The sequence below is a fragment of the Variovorax sp. FW301-JW7 genome, assembly GCF_058788795.1.
This window is the reverse complement of the sequence record NZ_JBYTBC010000013.1, coordinates 26177-44743: the sequence shown is the minus strand read 5'-3', so window position 1 is coordinate 44743 and position 18567 is coordinate 26177. Positions and strand designations below refer to the sequence as shown.

Annotated in this window: 18 protein-coding genes; 5 read left to right on the top strand and 13 right to left on the bottom strand. The window is 69.3% G+C overall.

The genetic code is table 11. The features are described 5' to 3' along the window. Positions 1-15: 15 nt before the first annotated feature. The 4 genes from AC3WQM_RS27440 to AC3WQM_RS27425 are packed head-to-tail and all read left to right on the top strand — an operon-like array spanning position 16 to position 4051. Positions 16-1185, top strand: coding sequence for a M20 aminoacylase family protein (locus AC3WQM_RS27440; protein ID WP_492683181.1), 1170 nt, complete (start codon positions 16-18; stop codon positions 1183-1185). 4 nt (positions 1186-1189) lie between these two features. Then, positions 1190-2575: an L-serine ammonia-lyase gene (locus AC3WQM_RS27435; RefSeq protein ID WP_447748556.1), complete on the top strand. Its 1386-nt coding sequence runs from the start codon at positions 1190-1192 to the stop codon at positions 2573-2575. A gap of 56 nt (positions 2576-2631) precedes the next feature. Further along, positions 2632-3462 (top strand): isocitrate lyase/PEP mutase family protein, encoded by an 831-nt coding sequence (locus AC3WQM_RS27430; protein WP_492683179.1) that lies wholly within the window; start codon positions 2632-2634, stop codon positions 3460-3462. A 10-nt stretch (positions 3463-3472) separates the two neighbouring features. Continuing rightward, a complete protein-coding gene (locus tag AC3WQM_RS27425) occupies positions 3473-4051 on the top strand; it encodes a uracil-DNA glycosylase family protein (protein ID WP_492683177.1) in 579 nt (192 codons plus the stop codon). On the opposite strand, the gene AC3WQM_RS27420 is transcribed toward AC3WQM_RS27425, so the two are convergent. Together AC3WQM_RS27420 and AC3WQM_RS27415 are read right to left on the bottom strand one after the other, a co-directional pair. Further along, positions 4038-5696, bottom strand: coding sequence for a hypothetical protein (locus AC3WQM_RS27420; protein ID WP_492683175.1), 1659 nt, complete (start codon positions 5694-5696; stop codon positions 4038-4040). The two genes, AC3WQM_RS27425 and AC3WQM_RS27420, sit on opposite strands and share 14 nt — an antisense overlap. A 64-nt stretch (positions 5697-5760) precedes the next feature. Then, complete coding sequence (locus AC3WQM_RS27415; protein ID WP_492683173.1) at positions 5761-5955, bottom strand: YjiS-like domain-containing protein; 195 nt, start codon at positions 5953-5955, stop codon at positions 5761-5763. Between the two features lie 90 nt (positions 5956-6045). On the opposite strand from AC3WQM_RS27415, the gene AC3WQM_RS27410 reads away from it, so the two are divergent. Beyond that, complete coding sequence (locus AC3WQM_RS27410) at positions 6046-6936, top strand: LysR family transcriptional regulator (RefSeq protein ID WP_492683171.1); 891 nt, start codon at positions 6046-6048, stop codon at positions 6934-6936. Between the two features lie 6 nt (positions 6937-6942). Here the strand turns inward: AC3WQM_RS27410 and AC3WQM_RS27405 are convergent, their stop codons facing one another. The 11 genes from AC3WQM_RS27405 to urtA all read right to left on the bottom strand — a co-directional run bounded on the left by AC3WQM_RS27405 (position 6943) and on the right by urtA (position 18371). Continuing rightward, positions 6943-7596 carry an ANTAR domain-containing response regulator gene (locus AC3WQM_RS27405; RefSeq protein ID WP_492683169.1) on the bottom strand — a complete coding sequence of 218 codons (654 nt, stop codon included), beginning with the start codon at positions 7594-7596 and terminating at the stop codon, positions 6943-6945. Positions 7597-7935: 339 nt separating this feature from the next. Further along, a complete protein-coding gene (locus AC3WQM_RS27400; protein WP_492683167.1) occupies positions 7936-9090 on the bottom strand; it encodes a transporter substrate-binding domain-containing protein in 1155 nt (384 codons plus the stop codon). Positions 9091-9156: 66 nt separating this feature from the next. Further along, positions 9157-10791, bottom strand: coding sequence for a nitric oxide reductase activation protein NorD (locus tag AC3WQM_RS27395; protein ID WP_492683165.1), 1635 nt, complete (start codon positions 10789-10791; stop codon positions 9157-9159). Next, a complete protein-coding gene (locus AC3WQM_RS27390) occupies positions 10788-11606 on the bottom strand; it encodes a CbbQ/NirQ/NorQ/GpvN family protein (RefSeq protein ID WP_492683163.1) in 819 nt (272 codons plus the stop codon). The genes AC3WQM_RS27395 and AC3WQM_RS27390 overlap by 4 nt, the downstream gene beginning before the upstream one ends. Beyond that, positions 11603-12613, bottom strand: coding sequence for an alpha/beta fold hydrolase (locus AC3WQM_RS27385; protein WP_492683161.1), 1011 nt, complete (start codon positions 12611-12613; stop codon positions 11603-11605). Before AC3WQM_RS27385 ends, AC3WQM_RS27390 begins: the two co-directional genes overlap by 4 nt. Before the next feature lie 11 nt (positions 12614-12624). Continuing rightward, on the bottom strand, positions 12625-13662 hold the full coding sequence (locus AC3WQM_RS27380; protein WP_307582648.1) for an aliphatic amidase: 1038 nt from the start codon (positions 13660-13662) through the stop codon (positions 12625-12627). Between the two features lie 43 nt (positions 13663-13705). Beyond that, positions 13706-14395, bottom strand: coding sequence for an urea ABC transporter ATP-binding subunit UrtE (urtE, locus tag AC3WQM_RS27375; RefSeq protein ID WP_492683159.1), 690 nt, complete (start codon positions 14393-14395; stop codon positions 13706-13708). A gap of 18 nt (positions 14396-14413) precedes the next feature. Further along, entirely contained in the window at positions 14414-15196 is a 783-nt protein-coding gene (gene urtD / locus AC3WQM_RS27370) for an urea ABC transporter ATP-binding protein UrtD (protein WP_070061447.1), read from the bottom strand. A 14-nt stretch (positions 15197-15210) separates the two neighbouring features. Continuing rightward, entirely contained in the window at positions 15211-16266 is a 1056-nt protein-coding gene (urtC, locus tag AC3WQM_RS27365; RefSeq protein ID WP_492683157.1) for an urea ABC transporter permease subunit UrtC, read from the bottom strand. Positions 16267-16269: 3 nt separating this feature from the next. Next, entirely contained in the window at positions 16270-17172 is a 903-nt protein-coding gene (urtB, locus tag AC3WQM_RS27360; RefSeq protein ID WP_062470432.1) for an urea ABC transporter permease subunit UrtB, read from the bottom strand. A 5-nt stretch (positions 17173-17177) separates the two neighbouring features. Beyond that, the gene (gene urtA, locus AC3WQM_RS27355; protein ID WP_070061359.1) at positions 17178-18371 is read right to left on the bottom strand and encodes an urea ABC transporter substrate-binding protein; all 1194 of its coding nucleotides are present in this window, start codon (positions 18369-18371) and stop codon (positions 17178-17180) included. Between the last annotated feature and the right edge of the window lie 196 nt (positions 18372-18567).

The window sequence follows — 18567 nt, the reverse complement described above, 5'->3', positions numbered from 1 at the left end:
CGAGAGATTCACGCCATGTACCGCGACCCCGAGATTGCCGAAGACACCCGTGCCCGCATGCTCAGCTGGCGCCGCGACATCCACGCCAACCCCGAGACCGCCTTCGAGGAACACCGCACCGCCAACGTGGTGGCCAATGCGCTGATGCTCATGGGCCTGCCCGTGCACCGCGGCCTGGCCGGCACCGGCGTGGTCGGCACGCTGAAGAACGGCGACGGCCCCAGCATCGCGCTGCGCGCCGACCTCGACGCGCTCAACATGCAGGAGCTGGGCACGCAGGCGCATGCCTCCAAATGCGTCGGCAAGATGCACGCCTGCGGCCACGACGGCCACACGGCGATGCTGCTGGGTGCGGCCGAGCACCTGTCGCGCCACAAACCGTTCAAGGGCACGGTGCACTTCGTGTTCCAGCCCGCCGAGGAAAACGAAGGCGGCGGCCGCGTGATGGTGGAAGAGGGCCTGTTCGAGCAGTTCCCGGCCGACGCCGTCTACGGCATGCACAACTTCCCGAGCCTGCCGCGCGGGCGCTTCGCGATCCGCAAGGGCACCATGACGGCCTTTCTCGACACCTTCGAGATCGTCATCACCGGCAAGGGCGCCCACGGCGCCATGCCCGAGACCGGCATCGACTCGGTGGTGATCTCGGCCCAGCTCATCAACGCGCTGCAGACCATCGTGAGCCGGCGCACCGGCGCCACCGACGCGGCCGTGGTCAGCGTCACGCAGATCCACGGCGGCGACACCTGGAACGTCATTCCCGAGACCGTGGTGCTGCGCGGCACCGTGCGCACGCTCGACGCCGCCATCCAGGACAAGACCCAGGCGGCGATGCAGCAGATCTGCGACGGCGTGGCCGCCACGCACGGCGCCAAGGTGGCGCTCGAATACCGCCGCGGCTACCCCGGCGTGGTCAACACGCCGGCCGAGACCGACGCGGCCATCGCGGCGGCGGCCAGCCTGGTCGAGCTCGAACAGGTGCACACCGACATCCCGCCCGCCATGGGCTCGGAAGACTTCGCCTTCATGCTGCAAAAGCGCCCCGGCGCCTACATCGGCATCGGCGCGGGCGAGGGCCCGAACGATCCGAACGTGCACAACCCGTACTACGACTTCAACGACAACATCCTGCCGCTCGGTGCGGCCTACTGGGTGGCGCTGGTCAAACAGCAGCTTCCGGTCGCATGATGCGCTGATGCTCTCCGCCTTCGACATCTTCAAGATCGGCATCGGGCCGTCCAGCTCGCACACCGTCGGGCCGATGCGCGCGGCGCTGCTGTTCGCGCAATCGCTCGAACGGCGCGGCCTGCTCGCGCAGGTCGCACGGCTGCACGTCGACCTGTTCGGCTCGCTCGGCGCCACCGGCCACGGCCACGCGACCGACCAGGGCGTGATCCTGGGCCTCTTCGGCGACGCCCCCGACACCGTGCGGCCCGAGACCGTGCAGCCGCGCCTCGACGCGCTGCGCCGCACCGGCCAGCTCGCGCTGCTGGGCACCACGCCCATCGCCTTCGATCGCGTGCGCGACATCGCCTTTCGCGGCGAAGAGTCGCTGCCCGAGCATCCGAACGCGATGCGCTTCACCGCCTTCGCGGCCGACGGCGCCGTGCTCGCCGAAGGCACCTACTTCTCGGTCGGCGGCGGCTTCGTCGTCGAGGGCGGGCAGGCGGTGGCGCAAACGGCCGCCGCGGCAGCGGCCGTGCCGCATCCCTTCACGACCGGCGACGAGCTCATGGCGCAGTGCCGGGCGCACGGCATTTCCGTGGCCACGCTGGTGCTGCGCAACGAATGCGTGTGGCGGCCCGAGGCCGAGGTGCGCGCGGGCCTGCTGCGCATCTGGGGCGTGATGCAGCAGTGCGTGCAGCGCGGCTTCGGCATCGACAACCCGCTGGCCGCGCAGGCGCTGCCCGGCCCGCTGCGCATGCGCCGCCGCGCGCCCGAACTGCACCGCGAGCTGCTGGCACAGGCCGGCGCCGCCGATCCGCTCGCGGCCATGGACTGGGTCAACGCCTTCGCGATGGCGGTGAACGAGGAGAACGCGGCCGGCGGCCGTGTCGTCACCGCGCCCACCAACGGCGCGGCCGGCGTGGTGCCCGCCGTGATGCACTACTACCAGCGCTTCGTGCCGCAGGCCAGCGACGAGGGCATCGTCGACTTCCTGCTCACAGCGGCGGCCATCGGCATGCTCTACAAGACCAACGCCTCCATCTCGGGCGCCGAGGTCGGCTGCCAGGGTGAAGTGGGCGTGGCCTGCTCGATGGCGGCCGGCGCGCTTGCCGCCGTGCTCGGCGCCACACCCGCGCAGGTCGAGAACGCGGCCGAGATCGGCATGGAACACAACCTGGGCCTGACCTGCGACCCGGTCGGCGGCATGGTGCAGATTCCCTGCGTGGAGCGCAATGCGATGGGCGCCGTGAAGGCCATCAACGCCTCGCGCATGGCACTGCGCGGCGACGGCAGCCACTACGTCTCGCTCGACGCCGTGATCCGCACCATGAAGCAGACCGGCGAGGACATGAAGTCCACGTACAAGGAGACCTCGCTGGGGGGGCTTGCGGTGAACGTCGTGGAGTGCTGAGCCCGCTGCGTCAGAATGGCCGGCTCCCTGTCCTGAACACAGAAAGCCGAGGCCCCATGACCCGCACCGTCGCCGACAAGCGCGCCGCCTTCCGCGCCCTCCACGAACAAGGCTGCTTCGTCATTCCCAACCCCTGGGACACCGGCAGCGCGCGCTACCTCGAAGGCCTGGGCTACCAGGCGCTGGCCACCACCAGCTCGGGCTTCGCGTGGTCGCAAGGCCATGCCGACGGCGCCCTGTCGCGCGACCAGATCCTCGCCCACCTGCGTGAACTCGTGGCCGCCACCGACCTGCCGGTGAACGCCGACTTCGAGAACGGCTTCGCCGCCGACGCGCAGGGCGTGGCCGAGAGCGTGCGCCTCGCGGTCGAGACCGGTGTGGCGGGCCTGTCGATCGAGGACTCGACGGGCAACCCCGACGACCCGCTGTTCCCCATCGACGTGGCGGTCGAACGCCTGCGCGCCGCGCGCCGGGCCATCGACGCGGCGGGTGGCGACACGCTGCTCGTGGGCCGCGCCGAGAACTTTTTTGCCAACCGCCCCGACCTGGACGACGCCATCGCGCGCCTGCGCGCGTATGCCGAGGCCGGCGCCGACTGCCTCTACGCGCCCGGCATCAAGACGCGCGAGCAGATCGCCGCCGTGGTGGCCGCCGTCGCGCCCAAGCCGGTCAACCTGCTGGTCGGCGCGACCAGCGAGCTCACGATGGCGGACATCGCCGCGCTCGGCGTGCGCCGCGTGAGCGTGGGCGGCGGCATGGCGCGCGCGGCCTGGGGCGGCTTCATCCGCGCTGCGCGCACGCTTGCCGAGCAAGGCCGCTTCGACGGCTTTGCCGATGCCACGCCGGGCGCCGAGCTGAACGCCTTCTTCCGTCCGTTCGCCGACTAGCCTCAGCATCGTGGATGCGCTGCTCGCCGAGATCCGCGCCTGCCGCGCATGCAAGGCGCACCTGCCGCTCGGGCCGCGCCCGATCGTGCAGGCCAGTGCGAGCGCGCGGCTGCTGATCGTCGGCCAGGCGCCCAGCCTCACGGTGCACCAGACCGGCGTGCCGTGGAACGACAAGAGCGGCGACCAGCTGCGCCGCTGGCTCGGCATCGACCGCGAGCTGTTCTACGACGCGACGCGCATCGCGATCGTGCCCATGGGCTACTGCTACCCGGGCCGCGGCAAGAGTGGCGACCTGCCGCCGCGCAAGGAGTGCGCGCCGCTGTGGCACGACCGCCTGCTGGCACAGATGCCGCACATTGCGCTGACGCTGCTCATCGGGCAGTACGCGCAACGCCACTTCCTCGGCAAGGCCGCGCGCGGCGGCGTGACGGAGACCGTCGAGGCCTTTGCGGACTACGCACCGCGCTTCGTTCCGCTGCCGCATCCATCGCCGCGCAACACCGCGTGGTTCCAGCACCATCCGTGGTTCGAGCGCGAGGTGCTGCCGGTGCTGCGCGAGCGCGTGCAGCAGGCGCTCAGCGCTTCCTAGGGGCCGACGGCCGCCTCGGCGGCTTCGCCTCCAGCACCAACTCGGCCGGCAGCGCATCGTTCCACGACTCGGTGAAGTAGGCGCGGTCGCTCGGCACCAGCTGCGGCAGCACCTCGCGCAGCAGGCCCAGCGAGTGCTCGGCCGCCTTCAGGTCGCCCGCGTGCGCCGCGTACCACGCGTGCTCGAACAGCAGGCTGCCCTGCTGCAGGCCGGGGTAGCGGCGTCGCCCGGCCTGGTGGTCGGCCAGCCGCGCCTGCGCCACGTCGACCCAGCGCGCGGGCCAGTTCGCGGTGTCGAAGGCGTCGGCGAGTGGGCCCGCGAGTTTCGACATGGCGGCCGGGTCGAGCGGCTTCTGCGCGCGGAACTGCGCGAGCGTGGGTTGCGCGTCGGGCCGGCAGTGGCCGCGCGCGATGCGCATCAGGTAGATCGCGTTCCATGCCGAGCGGCCCTGGCCGTCGGTGTGGCCGCACAGCCATTCGCTGAAGGCGATCCACTGCACCGCGCGGCGCGTGGTGTCGGCCCGGTGGCCGTCGTGCGCGAGCGCCGGCAGGTCGCCCAGGCCCACACGGTCGAACAGCCACGCGGCCATGCCCATGTTGGCCGCCACGTGCTGCGCGGCGTCGAAGGAGTGCGACTCGAAGGCCGCGGCCAGCGCTTCGCCGAAGCGCTGCAGCGACTCTTCGGCCAGCGCGGCGGCGGCCGGGCGGTCGTCGACGGCCAGCGCGAGGGCGCGCGAGCGGCAGGCCAGTGCCCACAGGTTGCACCACTCGAAGCGCACGTCGGGGTGGTGGCGCAGCACCAGCGCACGCGCCGGGTCTTGCGCCATGCCGCCCAGCAGCGACTGCGCCAGCGGCAGGTCGCGCGCGGTGTAGGCGCACCAGGCCGAGACGATGCATTCCATGGCGCCCAGGTAGTCGTTGCCCGCCACGTGGTGCGCGAGCCGCTGCTTCTTGAGCGCCTGCAGCCGCCGGCGCGCCTGTTCGTTGTCGCCGAGCCGGCGCCACAGCATCGCTTCGTTGAGCGTGACCAGCGCGCGCTGGAAGTCGCTGGCGGCCAGCGTGCCGGCCAGGCGGATGGCCTCGAGCGCGCTGCCGCCGGTTCCGCCTGCGACCGGCGACATCAGCCGGCCCTGGCGCGCGGCCTGCTGCGAGGCGACCAGCTGTTTCCAGAATGCGGCGTCCTGCAGGTGCACGGCGTCGGGCGGCGTGATCGTGCCGGCGGCCTGTGCCTTGCGCGAACGCAGGCCGAGAAACGACGCCACCTCGGCGGCGGTCGCCGGGCGGTTGTCCACGAGCAGGCGCAGGCGCTTGGCCTGCGCGGCCGGCAGCCAGAACGGGCCCTGGCTGCGCCGCTCGGCGTTGAGAAAGCGCGGCTCGCGCTGCAGGTCTTCGCCCCAGCCGACCTCCAGGCCCCAGGCCTTGAAGTCGCGGAACGCGCGGCTCACGACCATGCGCAGCGTGCTGGCGTCGGACACCTCGCCGCGCAGGTCGGCCAGCCGCACGACACCGCTGCCGCCGCCGTGGGCATGGGCGTGCTGCATGCGCACCAGCAGCCACAGCGACTGGAAGGCCGCGCGCCGTCCGTCGACGGACTGCGGCGAGGTGAGTTCGATGGAAAGAAGGGCAGGGGAGGCGGTGGAGGGCACGTCCCGGATTGAACCTCAAATTGCCCGCGGCTTCCTGAAGAAACCGCAGGCGGGGTTCAACGGGTCAGTAGCGGTTGCGGTCGACCAGCTCGGGGACTTCGCTGCGGCCGATGCCCAGGTCGCGCAGGTCGTGGTCGCTCATGCCCGCCAGCAGCTGCACGTCGTCGCGGGCGCGGCGGCGTGCCACGGCGCGGCGGCGCCAGTCGTGCAGGGCGTGCAGCAGGCGTTGATGAAAAGACGGTGGCTTCGGCGCGGTCACGGTGGGCTCCTGGTAGGGGAGCGCTCATCTTCCGGCGGCGCGTGCTATTGTGGAAGTTGAGATTTCTGACACATTCAATCAGCATTCCTGATGCGACAGCTCAACCTCGACCAACTGCGCACGCTCATCGCCATCGCCGACCTGGGCACCTTCTCGGCGGCAGCGCAGGCGCTGCACCTGGCGCAGCCCACCGTGAGCCTGCACATCAGCGAGCTCGAATCGCGCCTGGGCGCGCAGCTGGTGGTACGCGGCAACCGCCGCGTCACGCCCACCGCGGCCGGCGCGGCGCTGGTCGAGCGCGGGCGCAAGCTGCTGCGCGACACCGACGAGGCGGTGGAGGCCGTCAAGCGCCAGGCCGAGGGCCGCACGGGCCGCGTGCGGCTGGGCACCTCCACCGGCGTGGTGGTCGACCTGCTGCCGCAGGTGCTCGAGGCGCTGGGCGTGGGCCATGCGGGCATCGACGTCGAGGTGAGCATCCTCGGCTCGGCCGAGGCGATGGCGCGGCTGGCGGCGGGCACGCTCGACATCGGCCTGGTGGCGATGCCGCAGCCGCTGCAGCGCGACCTGGTGGTCACGCCGTGGCGCACGCAGCCCATGATGGCCTTCGTGCCGCCGCGCTGGAAGGCGCCCAAGCGCGCCACGCCGGCCTGGCTGGCGACGCAGCCGCTGATCTTCAACGACGCGACCACGCACATGTACCGGCTGTCGATGGAGTGGTTTGCCGCGGCCGGCTTTGCGCCGCGCGCGCGCATCGAACTCAACTACGACGCGGCGATCCGCAGCCTGGTGGCGGCGGGTTATGGCGCGGCGCTGCTGCCGCTGCAGCAGACCACCGACGCGGCGCTCAACGAGCGCATGCAGATCGTGCCGGTCACGCCCAAGCTCACGCGCCGCCTGGGCATCGCGCACCGCCCGCATGCCACGCTCGACGGCGCCACGCAGAGCGTGCTGAAGGTGCTGACGGCGTTCCGCCAGCTCTGAGTGCCGTCAGCCCGGCCCGGGCTTGGGGCCGCGCGTGCCCAGCGAGAGGATCTCGTTGGCGTTGACGATGGCCGCGGCGATGTCTTCCATGGTGGTGCGCTTGCTCATGGCCTGTTCGCGGATCAGGTCGTGGGCCTGGCCTTCCGACACGTCATGCGTCTTCATGAGGATGCTCTTGGCCTCGGCCAGCTGGCGCACGCCGAGCAGCTTGGCTTCGGTCTTGCGCAGGCGCCGCGCGAGCGAGCGGCTTTCCTTGTGCGCTTCGCGCGCGACCACCAGCGCCGACAGCAGGCCGAACGAGCGCACCGGCGACGGCAGCACGGCCTTGGCGCGGATCTCGAGCACGGCCTCGATGATGGTCGGGTTCTCGTAGGTCACGACGGCGATGACGGCGGGGGCGTCCTCGCTCTGGGTCCATTCGAAGCGCAGGTTGATGAAGTCGGGCTGCACGGCCATGAAGGCCACGTCGATGCCCTCGGGCAGGTGCTGCACGGGCGGCCAGAAGGCCTGCACCTGGCAGCCGATGCGCTGCAGTTGCTGGGTGAGCTGCCGGCCGTCTGCGTCGTCGGGGTGGATCACCGCGATCTTCAGCAGCCGCAGCTCCTTGAGCTGCGGTGGCGTCACCCGCAGGGTGTGTCGCTTGGGGGCTGTGCTGTCCACGGTCAGGGCTTTCGTGGGACGCTCTTGTTGTGCGCGCTGCTGTTCAGGGCACGTGCAAAGGACACCGGGTACTCCCCTCCGCGAATTTCCCCCGCCCTTCGGGCTCCTCCTTGATTTCGCTGCGGGGAGCACCCAGTGCCCTGTGCACGAGGGCGCGCTGTCGGTTTGCGCCTGATCAACGACTGCTCCTCGCAACGCTCACGCTGATGGGGTGCCTTGCGCAGCGAAATCAAGGAGGAGGCCGCAGGCCGGGGGACATTCGCGGAGCAAGGTGCCCCGTCGGCGTGAGCGCGCCCTGAAGCATCTCGCGCAACAAAAAGGAAGGAGCGCAACCTCATCCTAGAGCTCCAGCGCATCGAGCCGCGCCGTCCAGTCGCCCAGCGAGTGGGTGACAAGGTACGGGTCCGGGTACACCGGGCGCGTCGCCTGGCGCACGATGGTGAACTGCCCGTGCGCGTCGACGCGGCCGATGCGCGGGTACAGGCAGGTGTGGTGGTTGGTCGGGTCGATCTTCACGCGGCCCTGCGGCGCATCGAACTCGCTGCCCAGGATGTGCGGAAGGATCTCCGCGATGCCGTCCGTGCCCGCCTGCCGGAACGCGTTGGCGAAGATGTGCATCTGGAAGTACGAGGCCTCCCAGCACAGGTTGGGCACGCAGCCGTCGCCGAAGCGCGCGCGCAGCCGCGCCAGGCAGCGCTGGTTGGCGGGCGAATCGATCGATTGGAAATACGGCGCCGCCGTGAAATGGCCCGTGGCCACGCCCGGGCCCATCTGCGAGATCTCGGCCTCCGAGGTGGTGAGGCTCGAGATGGGCATCGTCTTCGGGTCGAAGCCGGCCTCGGCATAGGCGCGGTACAGGCTCGCGGTGGAATCGCCCACCACCGTCGAGAAGATGAAGTCGGGCCGCTTGTCGTGGATGTCGTCCATGATCGCGCGGTAGTCCTTCTCGGTGGCGTCGAGTGCCACGTAGCGCTCGCCGAGTTTTTCGCTGCCGGGGCGCTGCATCACCAGCTCGCCCATGATGCGGTTCGACTCGTAGGGGTAGATGTAGTCGGAGCCGATCAGGTACACGCGCGAACCGAAGTTCGTGGTCATGAACTCGGCCAGCTGCACGCTGTTCTGGTTGGGCGCCGCGCCCGTGTAGATCACGTTGCCCGAGTACTCGAAGCCTTCGTACAGCGTGGGGTAGAACAGCAGCTTGTTCCACTTCTCGATCACCGGGATCACGGCCTTGCGGCTGCTCGACATGTAGCAGCCGAAGAGCACGTTCACGCGGTCCTGCACGATCAGCCGCTCGGCCAGCTGGGCGTAGCGCACGGGGTTCGATTGCGGGTCGTAGCGCACGGCCACGAGCTCGCGGCCGTCGACGCCGCCGGCCGCGTTGATCTCCTCGATGGCCAGCAGCGCGCCCTGCAGCTGCGACAGGCCGATGGTCGAGGTGACGCCGGTCTCGGAATACAGAATGCCGACGCGAAGAGGGTCCCTGTCAGCCACTGGGGTGTCTCCTGGATGTGTGGGCCCTCATTGTGTGCTCCTCCCTGGCTTTCTTCATTCGGTCGGTCAATGGGCGGCGGCCAGCCGCGTGCTCATGCGGGCCAGCCGCGCGGGCAGGCTGCGCGCGTCGTCGGCGATGCAATAGTTGCGCCAGCCGAAGATGCGCCGCACGTACGCGTCGGCTGCGCCGTCCACCGCGATGCAGGCGCTGCGCACGCCGGCGTCGCGCGCCTCGGCCACGGCCTGGCGGGCGTCTTCGATCAGGTACTTCGGGTCGTGCACGTCGATGTCCGAGGGCGCGCCGTCGGTCACCAGCAGGATCGCGCGCGGCCCGGCCGGCTCGGCCTGCAGGTGCGAGGCCGCATGGCGCAGCGCGGCGCCCATGCGCGTCGAGTAGCGCCCGCGCACCGCGCCGATCATGGCGCGCGAGGGCGCGGCCAGCGGCTGTCCGAATTCGAGCAGGCGGTAGTAGTACACCTCGGCGCGCGTGTTCGACGAGAAGCCGTGGATGGCGAGCCGGTCGATGCCGCGCGCGTTCGAGGCGGCGAGCAGCAGCGCGGCCTGCTTCTCCAGGTCGAGCAGCGACACGGCGCCGTCGCCGTGGCCCGCGTCGTTGGCCGACTCGGAGAGGTCGAGCAGCACCAGCACGCTCGACGGGCGCGGGCCCTTGCCGGGGCGCATGAACAGCCGCGCATCGGGCCGCAGGCGCAGGCGGCGATCGACCAGCACTTCGATGGCCGCGTTCAGGTCGATGTCGTCGCCTTCCCACTGGCGGCGCAGGCGGTGCGTGCGGTCGAGGTGGCGCGCGCGAGGCAGGGCGAGCGGCACGATGCGCTCGTTGCCCGCCGCTGTTGAAGTGCCCGCCGCGCCCAGGCCCTGCCACGCGGGCAGCTTCTCGATCACCGTGCACCAGTCGGGGCGCAGGCGCTCCTGCGTGCGGTCCCATTCGGGGTAGGCGTAGCGGCCGAGTTCCATGTCGGCGATGCCTTCGGGTGGCGCTTCGTTGTCTTCGCTCTGGGCATCCGACGATGGCGGTGGCCGCACGCCGGTCTGCTGCAGCGCGATGGCTTCGTCGGGCGGCGTCTCGGCCTCGCCGAAGTCCCACAGGTAGCTGTTGTCGTCGCGCCAGGGCGCGGGCACGGCGTAGTCCTGCGGCTCGAAGCGCACGCGCATCTGGCCCAGGTCGTTGGCGAGGATCGAGGCGACGGCGCGGAAGGCGTCGTAGTCCTCCAGCCCCGCGCGCGAGACGGTCTCGTCGAACAGGCGGCGCGCCTTGTTCACCCAGTGGTTGTCGTCGGGCGTCTCGGCGCGCAGCAGCACGCGGTCCATGCGCGCGACCAGCGCGGCAAAGCGCAGGTCGAGCGGATCGGGCGCGGGCGGCAGCGCGGCGACGAACCAGCCGTGCAGGCCGGGAAAGTCGCGGCACAGCAGCCGTTCGACGCGCGCGTCTTCGAGGGCCGAGACCACGGCGATGCCCATCGGCTTGAGCGTGCGCGCCGGTCGCGCAGGCGTCGAGTGGCGCAGGTGCGCGACTGCATGCGCCACCATCGCGCGGTGCAGGGGAACGGCTTCGTCGCCCTCGGGCAGCAGCAGCCGGCGGCCCACGAGTACCGCCCGCGCACCGGCCAGCGGCTGCACGTCGACATCGACGCCGGCCAGCCCGCGCGCCAGCAGCGAGAGGGCGCCGAACCCGTTGTTCATCCGAACTGCGCCTCGACAAAGCCCTGCAGCGCGCTGGCCATGTCGGGGTCGTCGGTGAGGGCGCGCGTCATCGTCATGTCGCAGCTGTCGCGCGGCGACACGCCGTCGCGGATCAGCACGCCCGCGTAGATCAGCATGCGCGTCGACACACCCTCGTCGAGCCCGCGGTGCTTGAGCTCGCGCGAGCAGTGCGCAATGACCACCAGCTTCGTGGCGAGCTCGATGCCGACGCCGGCCTCGTGCGCGACGATCTCCGCTTCGAGCGCGCCATCGGGGTAGTCGAACTCCAGTGCCGCGAAGCGCTGGCGCGTCGAGGGCTTCATGTCCTTCGCGCTGCTCTGGTAGCCGGGGTTGTACGACACCACCAGCTGGAAGTCGGGGTGCGCGTGCACCAGCTCGCCCTTCTTGTCCAGCGGCAGGATGCGGCGCGCGTCGGTCAGCGGGTGGATCACCACGGTGGTGTCCTGCCGCGCCTCCACCACCTCGTCGAGGTAGCAGATGCCGCCGTGGCGCACCGCGAGCGTCAGCGGCCCGTCGTGCCAGGCCGTGCCGTTCGCATCGAGCAGGTAGCGGCCCACGAGGTCCGACGCCGTCATGTCCTCGTTGCACGCGAGCGTGACCAGCGGCCGCCCGAGCGACCACGCCATGTGCTCCACGAAGCGCGTCTTGCCGCAACCGGTCGGCCCTTTGAGGATCAGCGGCATGCGGTGGCGGTAGGCGTGCCGGTACAGCGCCACCTCGTTGCTTGCGGGCCGGTAGAAGGGCTCGGTCTCGATGCGGTAGGCGGCGAGCGGATCGTGCACGGGAGCGTTCATGGCGTGGCGAGCAGTTCCTTGAGGGCGTTGTCGATGAAGCGGGTGTCGGCCAGGCTGCTGCCGCCGCCCGCGAAGTGGCCCCACACGCCGGGGATCGGGCGGCACTCGGCGTTCGGCATGTGCGACACCTCCCATTCGTTGTCGGCCACGGGAAAGTACAGGTCGCGCTCGGCCGGCATCACGATCGCGCGGGCCTTGATGGCGCCCAGCGCCTTCTTGAAGTCGCCCTTGAACACCGGGTTGTCGCTGATGTCGCCGTGCTGCCACGACCACAGCATCGCCAGCAGGTTGTTGGCGTCCTTCTTCAGGAAGAAACCTTCCCAGTAGCCGACCAGGAAATCCTCGAGCGAGCTGAAGCCCAGCGCGCGCCACAGCTCTTGCATGTAGAAGGGCTGCGACAGGCCCCAGCCCGCGTACACGCGGCCCACCGCGCGCAGCCCGCGCGTCGGCGGCGCGGTGTACCAGCCGCCGTTCCACGCGGCATCGGCCGTGAGCGCGGCCTTCACGCCTTCGAGGAACACGATGTTGTGCGGCGCCGTCTTCGCCGAGCCGCAGAAGGGCGCGATGCGCTTCACCATCTCGGGGTAGAGGCACCCCCACTGGTTGGTCTGCTGCGCGCCCATCGACCAGCCCACCACCAGCGCGAGCTGCTCGATGCCGAACTGCTCGGTCACCAGCCGGTGCTGCAGCGTCACGTTGTCGTAGAGCGTGACGTTCGGAAAACGCGCCAGGTTGTAGGGCTCGGGCGTGTTGCTCGGCGAGGACGAGAGGCCGTTGCCCAGCATGTTGGGCACGATGATGAAGTACTTCGCCGGGTCCAGCGCCATGCCGGGGCCGATGAGCCACTCGTTGTCGGTGTGCTGGCCCGAGTACCAGGTCGGATAGACGATGGCGTTGCTCTTCTGTGCGTTGAGCGTGCCGTAGGTCTTGTAGGCGAGCTTCGCGCCGCGCAGGGTGGCCCCCCGCTGCAGCGCGACATCGCCGAGGTCGAAGATGTCGTGGTCCATGGAGCGGTGCTTCAGCGGTGCTTGGCCGGTTCGTTCGGAATGCCCTCGATCGGGCACTCGGGCGTGCCGACCGTGCTGCGCGTGAACGACTCCACCCGCTCGCGCGTGCCCTCGGGGTCGTTGATCCACTGCGTGTAGAAGTTGTAGGGGCAGGCCGCCACGCCCTTGTCGCCGTCGCCCGAGTTGATGGTGCCGGTGTAGCCGCGGTGCACCAGCTTGAACAGGTGGTTCTGCGACTGGCCGTTCTTGCGCGCGTCGCGGATCAGGCCCATCGACAGTTCGGCGTAGTTGATGCCCATCTCTTCCTCGCCGCATTCGCCGAGCGTGCGGCCGTCGAAGCCGATGAGCGCGGAGTGGCCGAAGTACGAGTACACGCCGTCGAAGCCGGCCGCGTTGGCCACCGCCACGTAGGTGTTGTTCATGAAGGCCATGGCCTTGGAGACCATGATCTGCTGCTCCTTGGCCGGGTACATGTAGCCCTGGCAGCGGATGATGAGCTCGGCCCCGCGCATCGCGCAGTCGCGCCAGATCTCGGGGTAGTTGCCGTCGTCGCAGATGATCAGGCTCATCTTCATGCCCTTGGGGCCTTCGCTCACGTAGGTGCAGTCGCCCGGGTACCAGCCCTCGATGGGCACCCACGGCATGATCTTGCGGTACTTCTGGACGATCTCGCCCTGGTTGTTCATGAGGATCAGCGTGTTGTAGGGCGCCTTGTTCGGGTGCTCCTCGTGGCGCTCGCCGGTGAGCGAGAACACGCCCCACACGTTGGCGCGCCGGCACGCGTCCGCGAAGATCGCGGTCTCCTCGCCGGGGATGGCCGACGCGGTGTCGTACATCTCCTTGGCGTCGTACATGATCCCGTGCGTGGAGTACTCGGGAAAGATCACCAGGTCCATGCCCGGCAGGCCTTTCTTCATGCCGACCAGCATCTCGCCGATCTTGCGTGCGTTGTCCAGCACCTCGGCCTTGGTGTGCAGGCGGGGCATCTTGTAGTTAACGACCGCGACGCCGACGCAATCGTTGCTGCTCGAAATATCACCATGTCTCATGACGCTGCTCCTGAAGAGTGGTTGAAGGAAAAAAGAGGAAGGGCTACACGGTCAGGAAAGACCTGACCTTGTCCTGGTCGAGGCTCGCGCGCGCTTCGTCATGCACGATGCGGCCCCGGTCGATGACGAGAAAGCGGTCGGCCAGGTCGAGCGCGAAGCTCAGCACCTGCTCCGACACCACGACGGCGAAGCCGCGTTCGGCGCGCAGCACGTTCAGCGTCTGCGCGATCTCCTTGATGATCGAAGGCTGGATGCCCTCGGTGGGTTCGTCGAGGATCAGCACCTTCGGCTCCGAGATGAGCGCGCGCGCAATCGCCAGCATCTGCTGCTGGCCGCCCGAGAGGTTGCCGGCCTTGCGCTGCTTCATGTCCTTGAGCACGGGGAAGAAGGTGTAGAGGTAGTCGGGCACCGTGCGGTGGCCCGACCTTGCGGCACCGGCGAGGATGTTCTGCTCCACCGTGAGGAACGGAAACACCATGCGCCCCTGCGGCACGAAGGCCAGGCCTTGCGCCACGCGCTGGTAGCTGGGCAGCGTCGTGATGTCGGCATCGCCCAGGCGAATGCTTCCGCCGCGCGCGGGCAAGAGGCCGATGAGCGACTTCAGCAAGGTGGTCTTGCCCATGCCGTTGCGGCCCATGATGGCGACCGCCTCGTCGGGCGCGACGCGCAGCGACACATCGCGGATGACGTGCGATTCGCCATATGCCACGTTGAGTTCGGATACTTCAAGCATCTGGGTTTCTCCTTCTTCTCAATGGCCGAGGTACACGTCGATCACGCGCGGGTCGGCCTGCACTTCGGCCGCCGTGCCTTCGCTCAGCAACTTGCCCTGGTGCAGCACCGTGACGCGGTGCGCGATGCGCTTGACGAAGTCCATGTCGTGCTCGATCACGACCACCGACTTGCCGGCCGAGATGCGCCGCAGCAGGTCGCCGGTCTGCTCGCGCTCGCGCGGGCTCATGCCGGCCACGGGCTCGTCGAGCAGCAGCAGTTCGGGCTCCTGCATCAGCAGCATCCCGATCTCGAGCCACTGCTTCTGCCCGTGGCTGAGCTGCCCGGCGCGGTGGCCCAGGCGATCGGCCAGGAAGACCTGCTCGGCCATCGCGTCGATGCGCGCGCGCACGGCGGGCGTGCGGCGGAAGGTGAGCGACTGCAGCAGGCCGTGCATGCGCGGCAGCGAGATCTCGAAGTTCTCCAGCACCGTGAGGTCTTCGTAGACCGAGGGCGTCTGGAACTTGCGGCCCACGCCGGCGCGCACGATCTCGTACTCGTTCAGGCGACCGAGGTCCTGGCCGTTGAACAGCACGCGGCCCGCGCTGGGCTTGGTCTTGCCGCACACCATGTCGAGCAGCGTGGTCTTGCCGGCGCCGTTCGGGCCGATGATCACGCGCAGCTCGTTGCGCTCCACCGAGAGGCTGAGCCCGTCCACGGCCTTGAAGCCGTCGAAGGACACGGTGAGGTCCTCGATGCGCAGGATCTGCTCGCTCGACGGCGGCACCGCCGAGGCGGCCTGCGGCAGCCCGCCGTTGGGCATCGTCATCGTGGCGTTCATGGCGCCACCTCCGCGGCACCCCGACGGCGCATGAGCCTCTCGCCCAGGCCCGCGAGCCCGTTCGGCATCGCCCACACCACGAGGATGAACACCGCGCCCAGCACGTACAGCCAGCCTTCGGGGAAGGTCTCCGACAGGTACGACTTGAGAAAGCCGATCAAGAGCGCGCCGATCACCGCACCGGGAATCGACAGCCGTCCGCCGACCGCCGCGTAGATCACCATCTCGACCGAGGCCACGACGCCGATCACGCCCGGCGCGATCAGCCCCACCTGCAGGCTGTAGAACGCACCGCCGATGGCCGAAAGCACGGCTGCCACCGCGAACACGAAGGCCTTCATGTGCGCCGTGTTGTAGCCGCTGAAGCGCACGCGGTCTTCCTTGTCGCGGATGGCGATCAGCAGCTTGCCGAAGCGGCTGCGCACGATGGCGAGCGACACCACCATCACGAGCGCGATGGCCGCCACCTCGACGAAGTACATCGTGCGCTTGGCTTCATCGCCCGCGATGTCCCAGCCCAGCAGCGTGCGGAAATCGGTGATGCCGTTGGCACCGCCGGTGTCGCCCTGCTGGCCGACCACCACCACGGTGAGCGTGAGCGCCAGCGACAGCGTGACGATCGCGAAGTACACGCCGCTCACGCGCCGCTTGAAGATCGCGTACGAGAACACGTAGGCCAGCACGGCGGGCACGACGAGGATGCCCACCACGGTCCAGCCCAGCGAGTGGAAGGGTTGCCACCACGCGGGCAGCTGCTCGACGCTGCTCCACACCATGAAGTCCGGCAGCTCGGGCGCCGAGGCCTCGAGCTTGAGGAACATGGCCATCATGTAGCCGCCCAGGCCGAAGAACATGCCCTGGCCCAGGCTCAGCACACCGCCGTAGCCCCAGGTGAGCACCACGCCCACCGCGACGAACGCGAAGGCCAGGTACTTGCTCACGAGGTTGAGGCGGAACGGGTCGAGCGTGAGCGGCAGCACCACGGCCAGCAGCACCAGCACCGCGAGCAGGGCGCCGATGTCGCGCTTGCGTTGAGGAGAAAGACCGTGCATGCCTCAGCTCCTCGACCGCGTGGCGAACAGGCCGTTCGGCCGGAAGTACAGCACCGCGATCACCAGCAGCAGGATCGTGGCCTTGGCCATCGAGCCGCTCATGAGGTACTCGAGCCAGGTCTGCGACTGCGCGATGGCAAAGCCCGAGAGCGCGGTGCCGATGAGGCTCTGCACGCCGCCGAACACCACCACGATGAACGAGTCGACGATGTACAGCTGGCCCGTGCCGGGGTTGGTCGAACCGATCATGGTGAACACCGCGCCCGCGATGCCCGCCAGGCCCGAGCCCAGCGCGAAGGTCATTGCGTCGACGCGGTGCGTGTCGATGCCCACCGCGCCGGCGATGGCGCGGTTCTGCGTCACCGCGCGCACCTTCAGCCCCCACGGCGTGCGGTACAGCAGCAGGTACACGCCGACCGCCACCAGGGCCGTGAGCCCGACGATGAAGATGCGGTTCAGCGGCAGCTGGATGCCCGCCGTCGGCTCCCACGCCCCCGCCAGCCACGAGGCCAGCGGCACGCTCACCTCCTGCGCGCCGAAGATCGAGCGGTAGGCCTGCTGCAGCATGAGGCTCAGGCCCCAGGTGGCCAGCAGGGTGTCCAGCGGGCGGTCGTAGAAGAAGCGGATGAAGCCCCGCTCCAGCACATAGCCGAACGCGAAGGTCACGGCGAACGCGAACGGAATCGCGGCGAACAGGTACAGGTCCATGAAGCCCGGCGCGTAGTGCGCGAAGAAGCGCGCCGCCAGGTAGGTCATGTAGGCGCCCAGCGCCATCAGCTCGCCGTGCGCCATGTTGATGACGCCCATCAGGCCGAACACGATGGCCAGCCCGATGGCCATGAGCAGCAGGATGGTGAACAGGCTCACGCCGTTGAACACCTGCATCACCGCGATGTCGAAGTTCATCGCGTTCAGACCTTCGGGAAGGGGTTGGGCTCGACCAGCTGCGGCGATTCCCACACGATGTCGAACTGCCCGTCGGGCCGCGCGCGGCCCACGCGCACCTTCTTCCACACGTGGTGGTTGGTGGCGTGGATGCGCACCGTGCCCTCGGGCGCCTCGATCTCCACGCCCGCGGCGGCGGCCGTGACCTTGTCCACGTCGAAGGACTTGGCCTTTTCCACCGCCAGCTTCCACAGGTACACGCTGTTGTAGGCCACCTCCATCGGGTCGCCGATCACGCGGTCCTGCCCGTACTTCGCCTTGAAGGCCTTCACGAACTTCTCGTTGGCCGGCGACTTGATGCTCTGGAAGTAGCCCATGCAGGCGTAGTAGCCCGCGGCGTTGTCCTTGCCGATGCCGTCGATCTCGTTTTCCGACACCACGGTGGACAGCAGCACCTGCTTGGCGCCGTCCAGGCCCGCCGCGCGCAGCTGCTTGTAGAAGGCCACGTTGGAGCCGCCCACCACGGTGCTGTAGATGCAGTCGGGCTTGGCGGCCTTGATCTTGTTGATGATCGACGAGAACTCGGTGTGGCCCAGCGGCGCGTACTCCTCGCCGAGCACCTTGCCGCCGGCCTTGGCGATGGCGGGCTTGGCGATCTTGTTGCAGGTGCGCGGGTAGATGTAGTCGGAGCCGACGAGGAAGAAGTTCTTGCCCTTCTCGCGCGCCATCCATTCCACCGCCGCGATCACCGACTGCGTGGCTTCCTGCGAGGGGTAGAACACGCGCTTGTCCTGCTCCTGGCCCTCGTAGTAGGTGGGGTAGAACAGCAGGCCCTTGGCCTGGTTGAGCACCGGCAGCAGCGCCTTGCGCGAGGCCGAGGTGTAGCAGCCGATGATGGCCGCGACCTTGTCGCGCTCCAGCAGCTTGCGGGCCTTCTCGGCGAACACCGAGTTCTCGCTCGCGCCGTCTTCGACCACGGCCTCGATCTTCTTGCCCATCACGCCGCCGGCGGCGTTGATCTCCTCGATGGCCAGCTTCTCGGCGTCGACCAGCGAGGCCTCGGCGATGGCGATGGTGCCCGAGAGCGAATGCAGCAGGCCGAGCTTCACGGTGGCGCCGTCCTGCGCGCGGGCCAGGCCGGCCACGCCGGAGGCGGCGCCCAGCACGATCATCGAGCCGCCGGTCTTCACGATCTGGCGGCGGTTGAAAGCGTTCGTCATGTCAAATTCCTTTGCTTTGGTTTTGTGCGAGTCATCAGGAACATCCGACCTTCGGAACCGCGTGGTGGGTGTCTCCTCCCGCCGCGCGGCCCCTGCAAACGAGCGCTGTGCTGCCAGTGCTTTTTCTTCGGGCAAAGCTGCGCCACCGGATGACGCGCATCCGTTTTGAAAAGGCGTTGTTGCGACCGAAAAAACA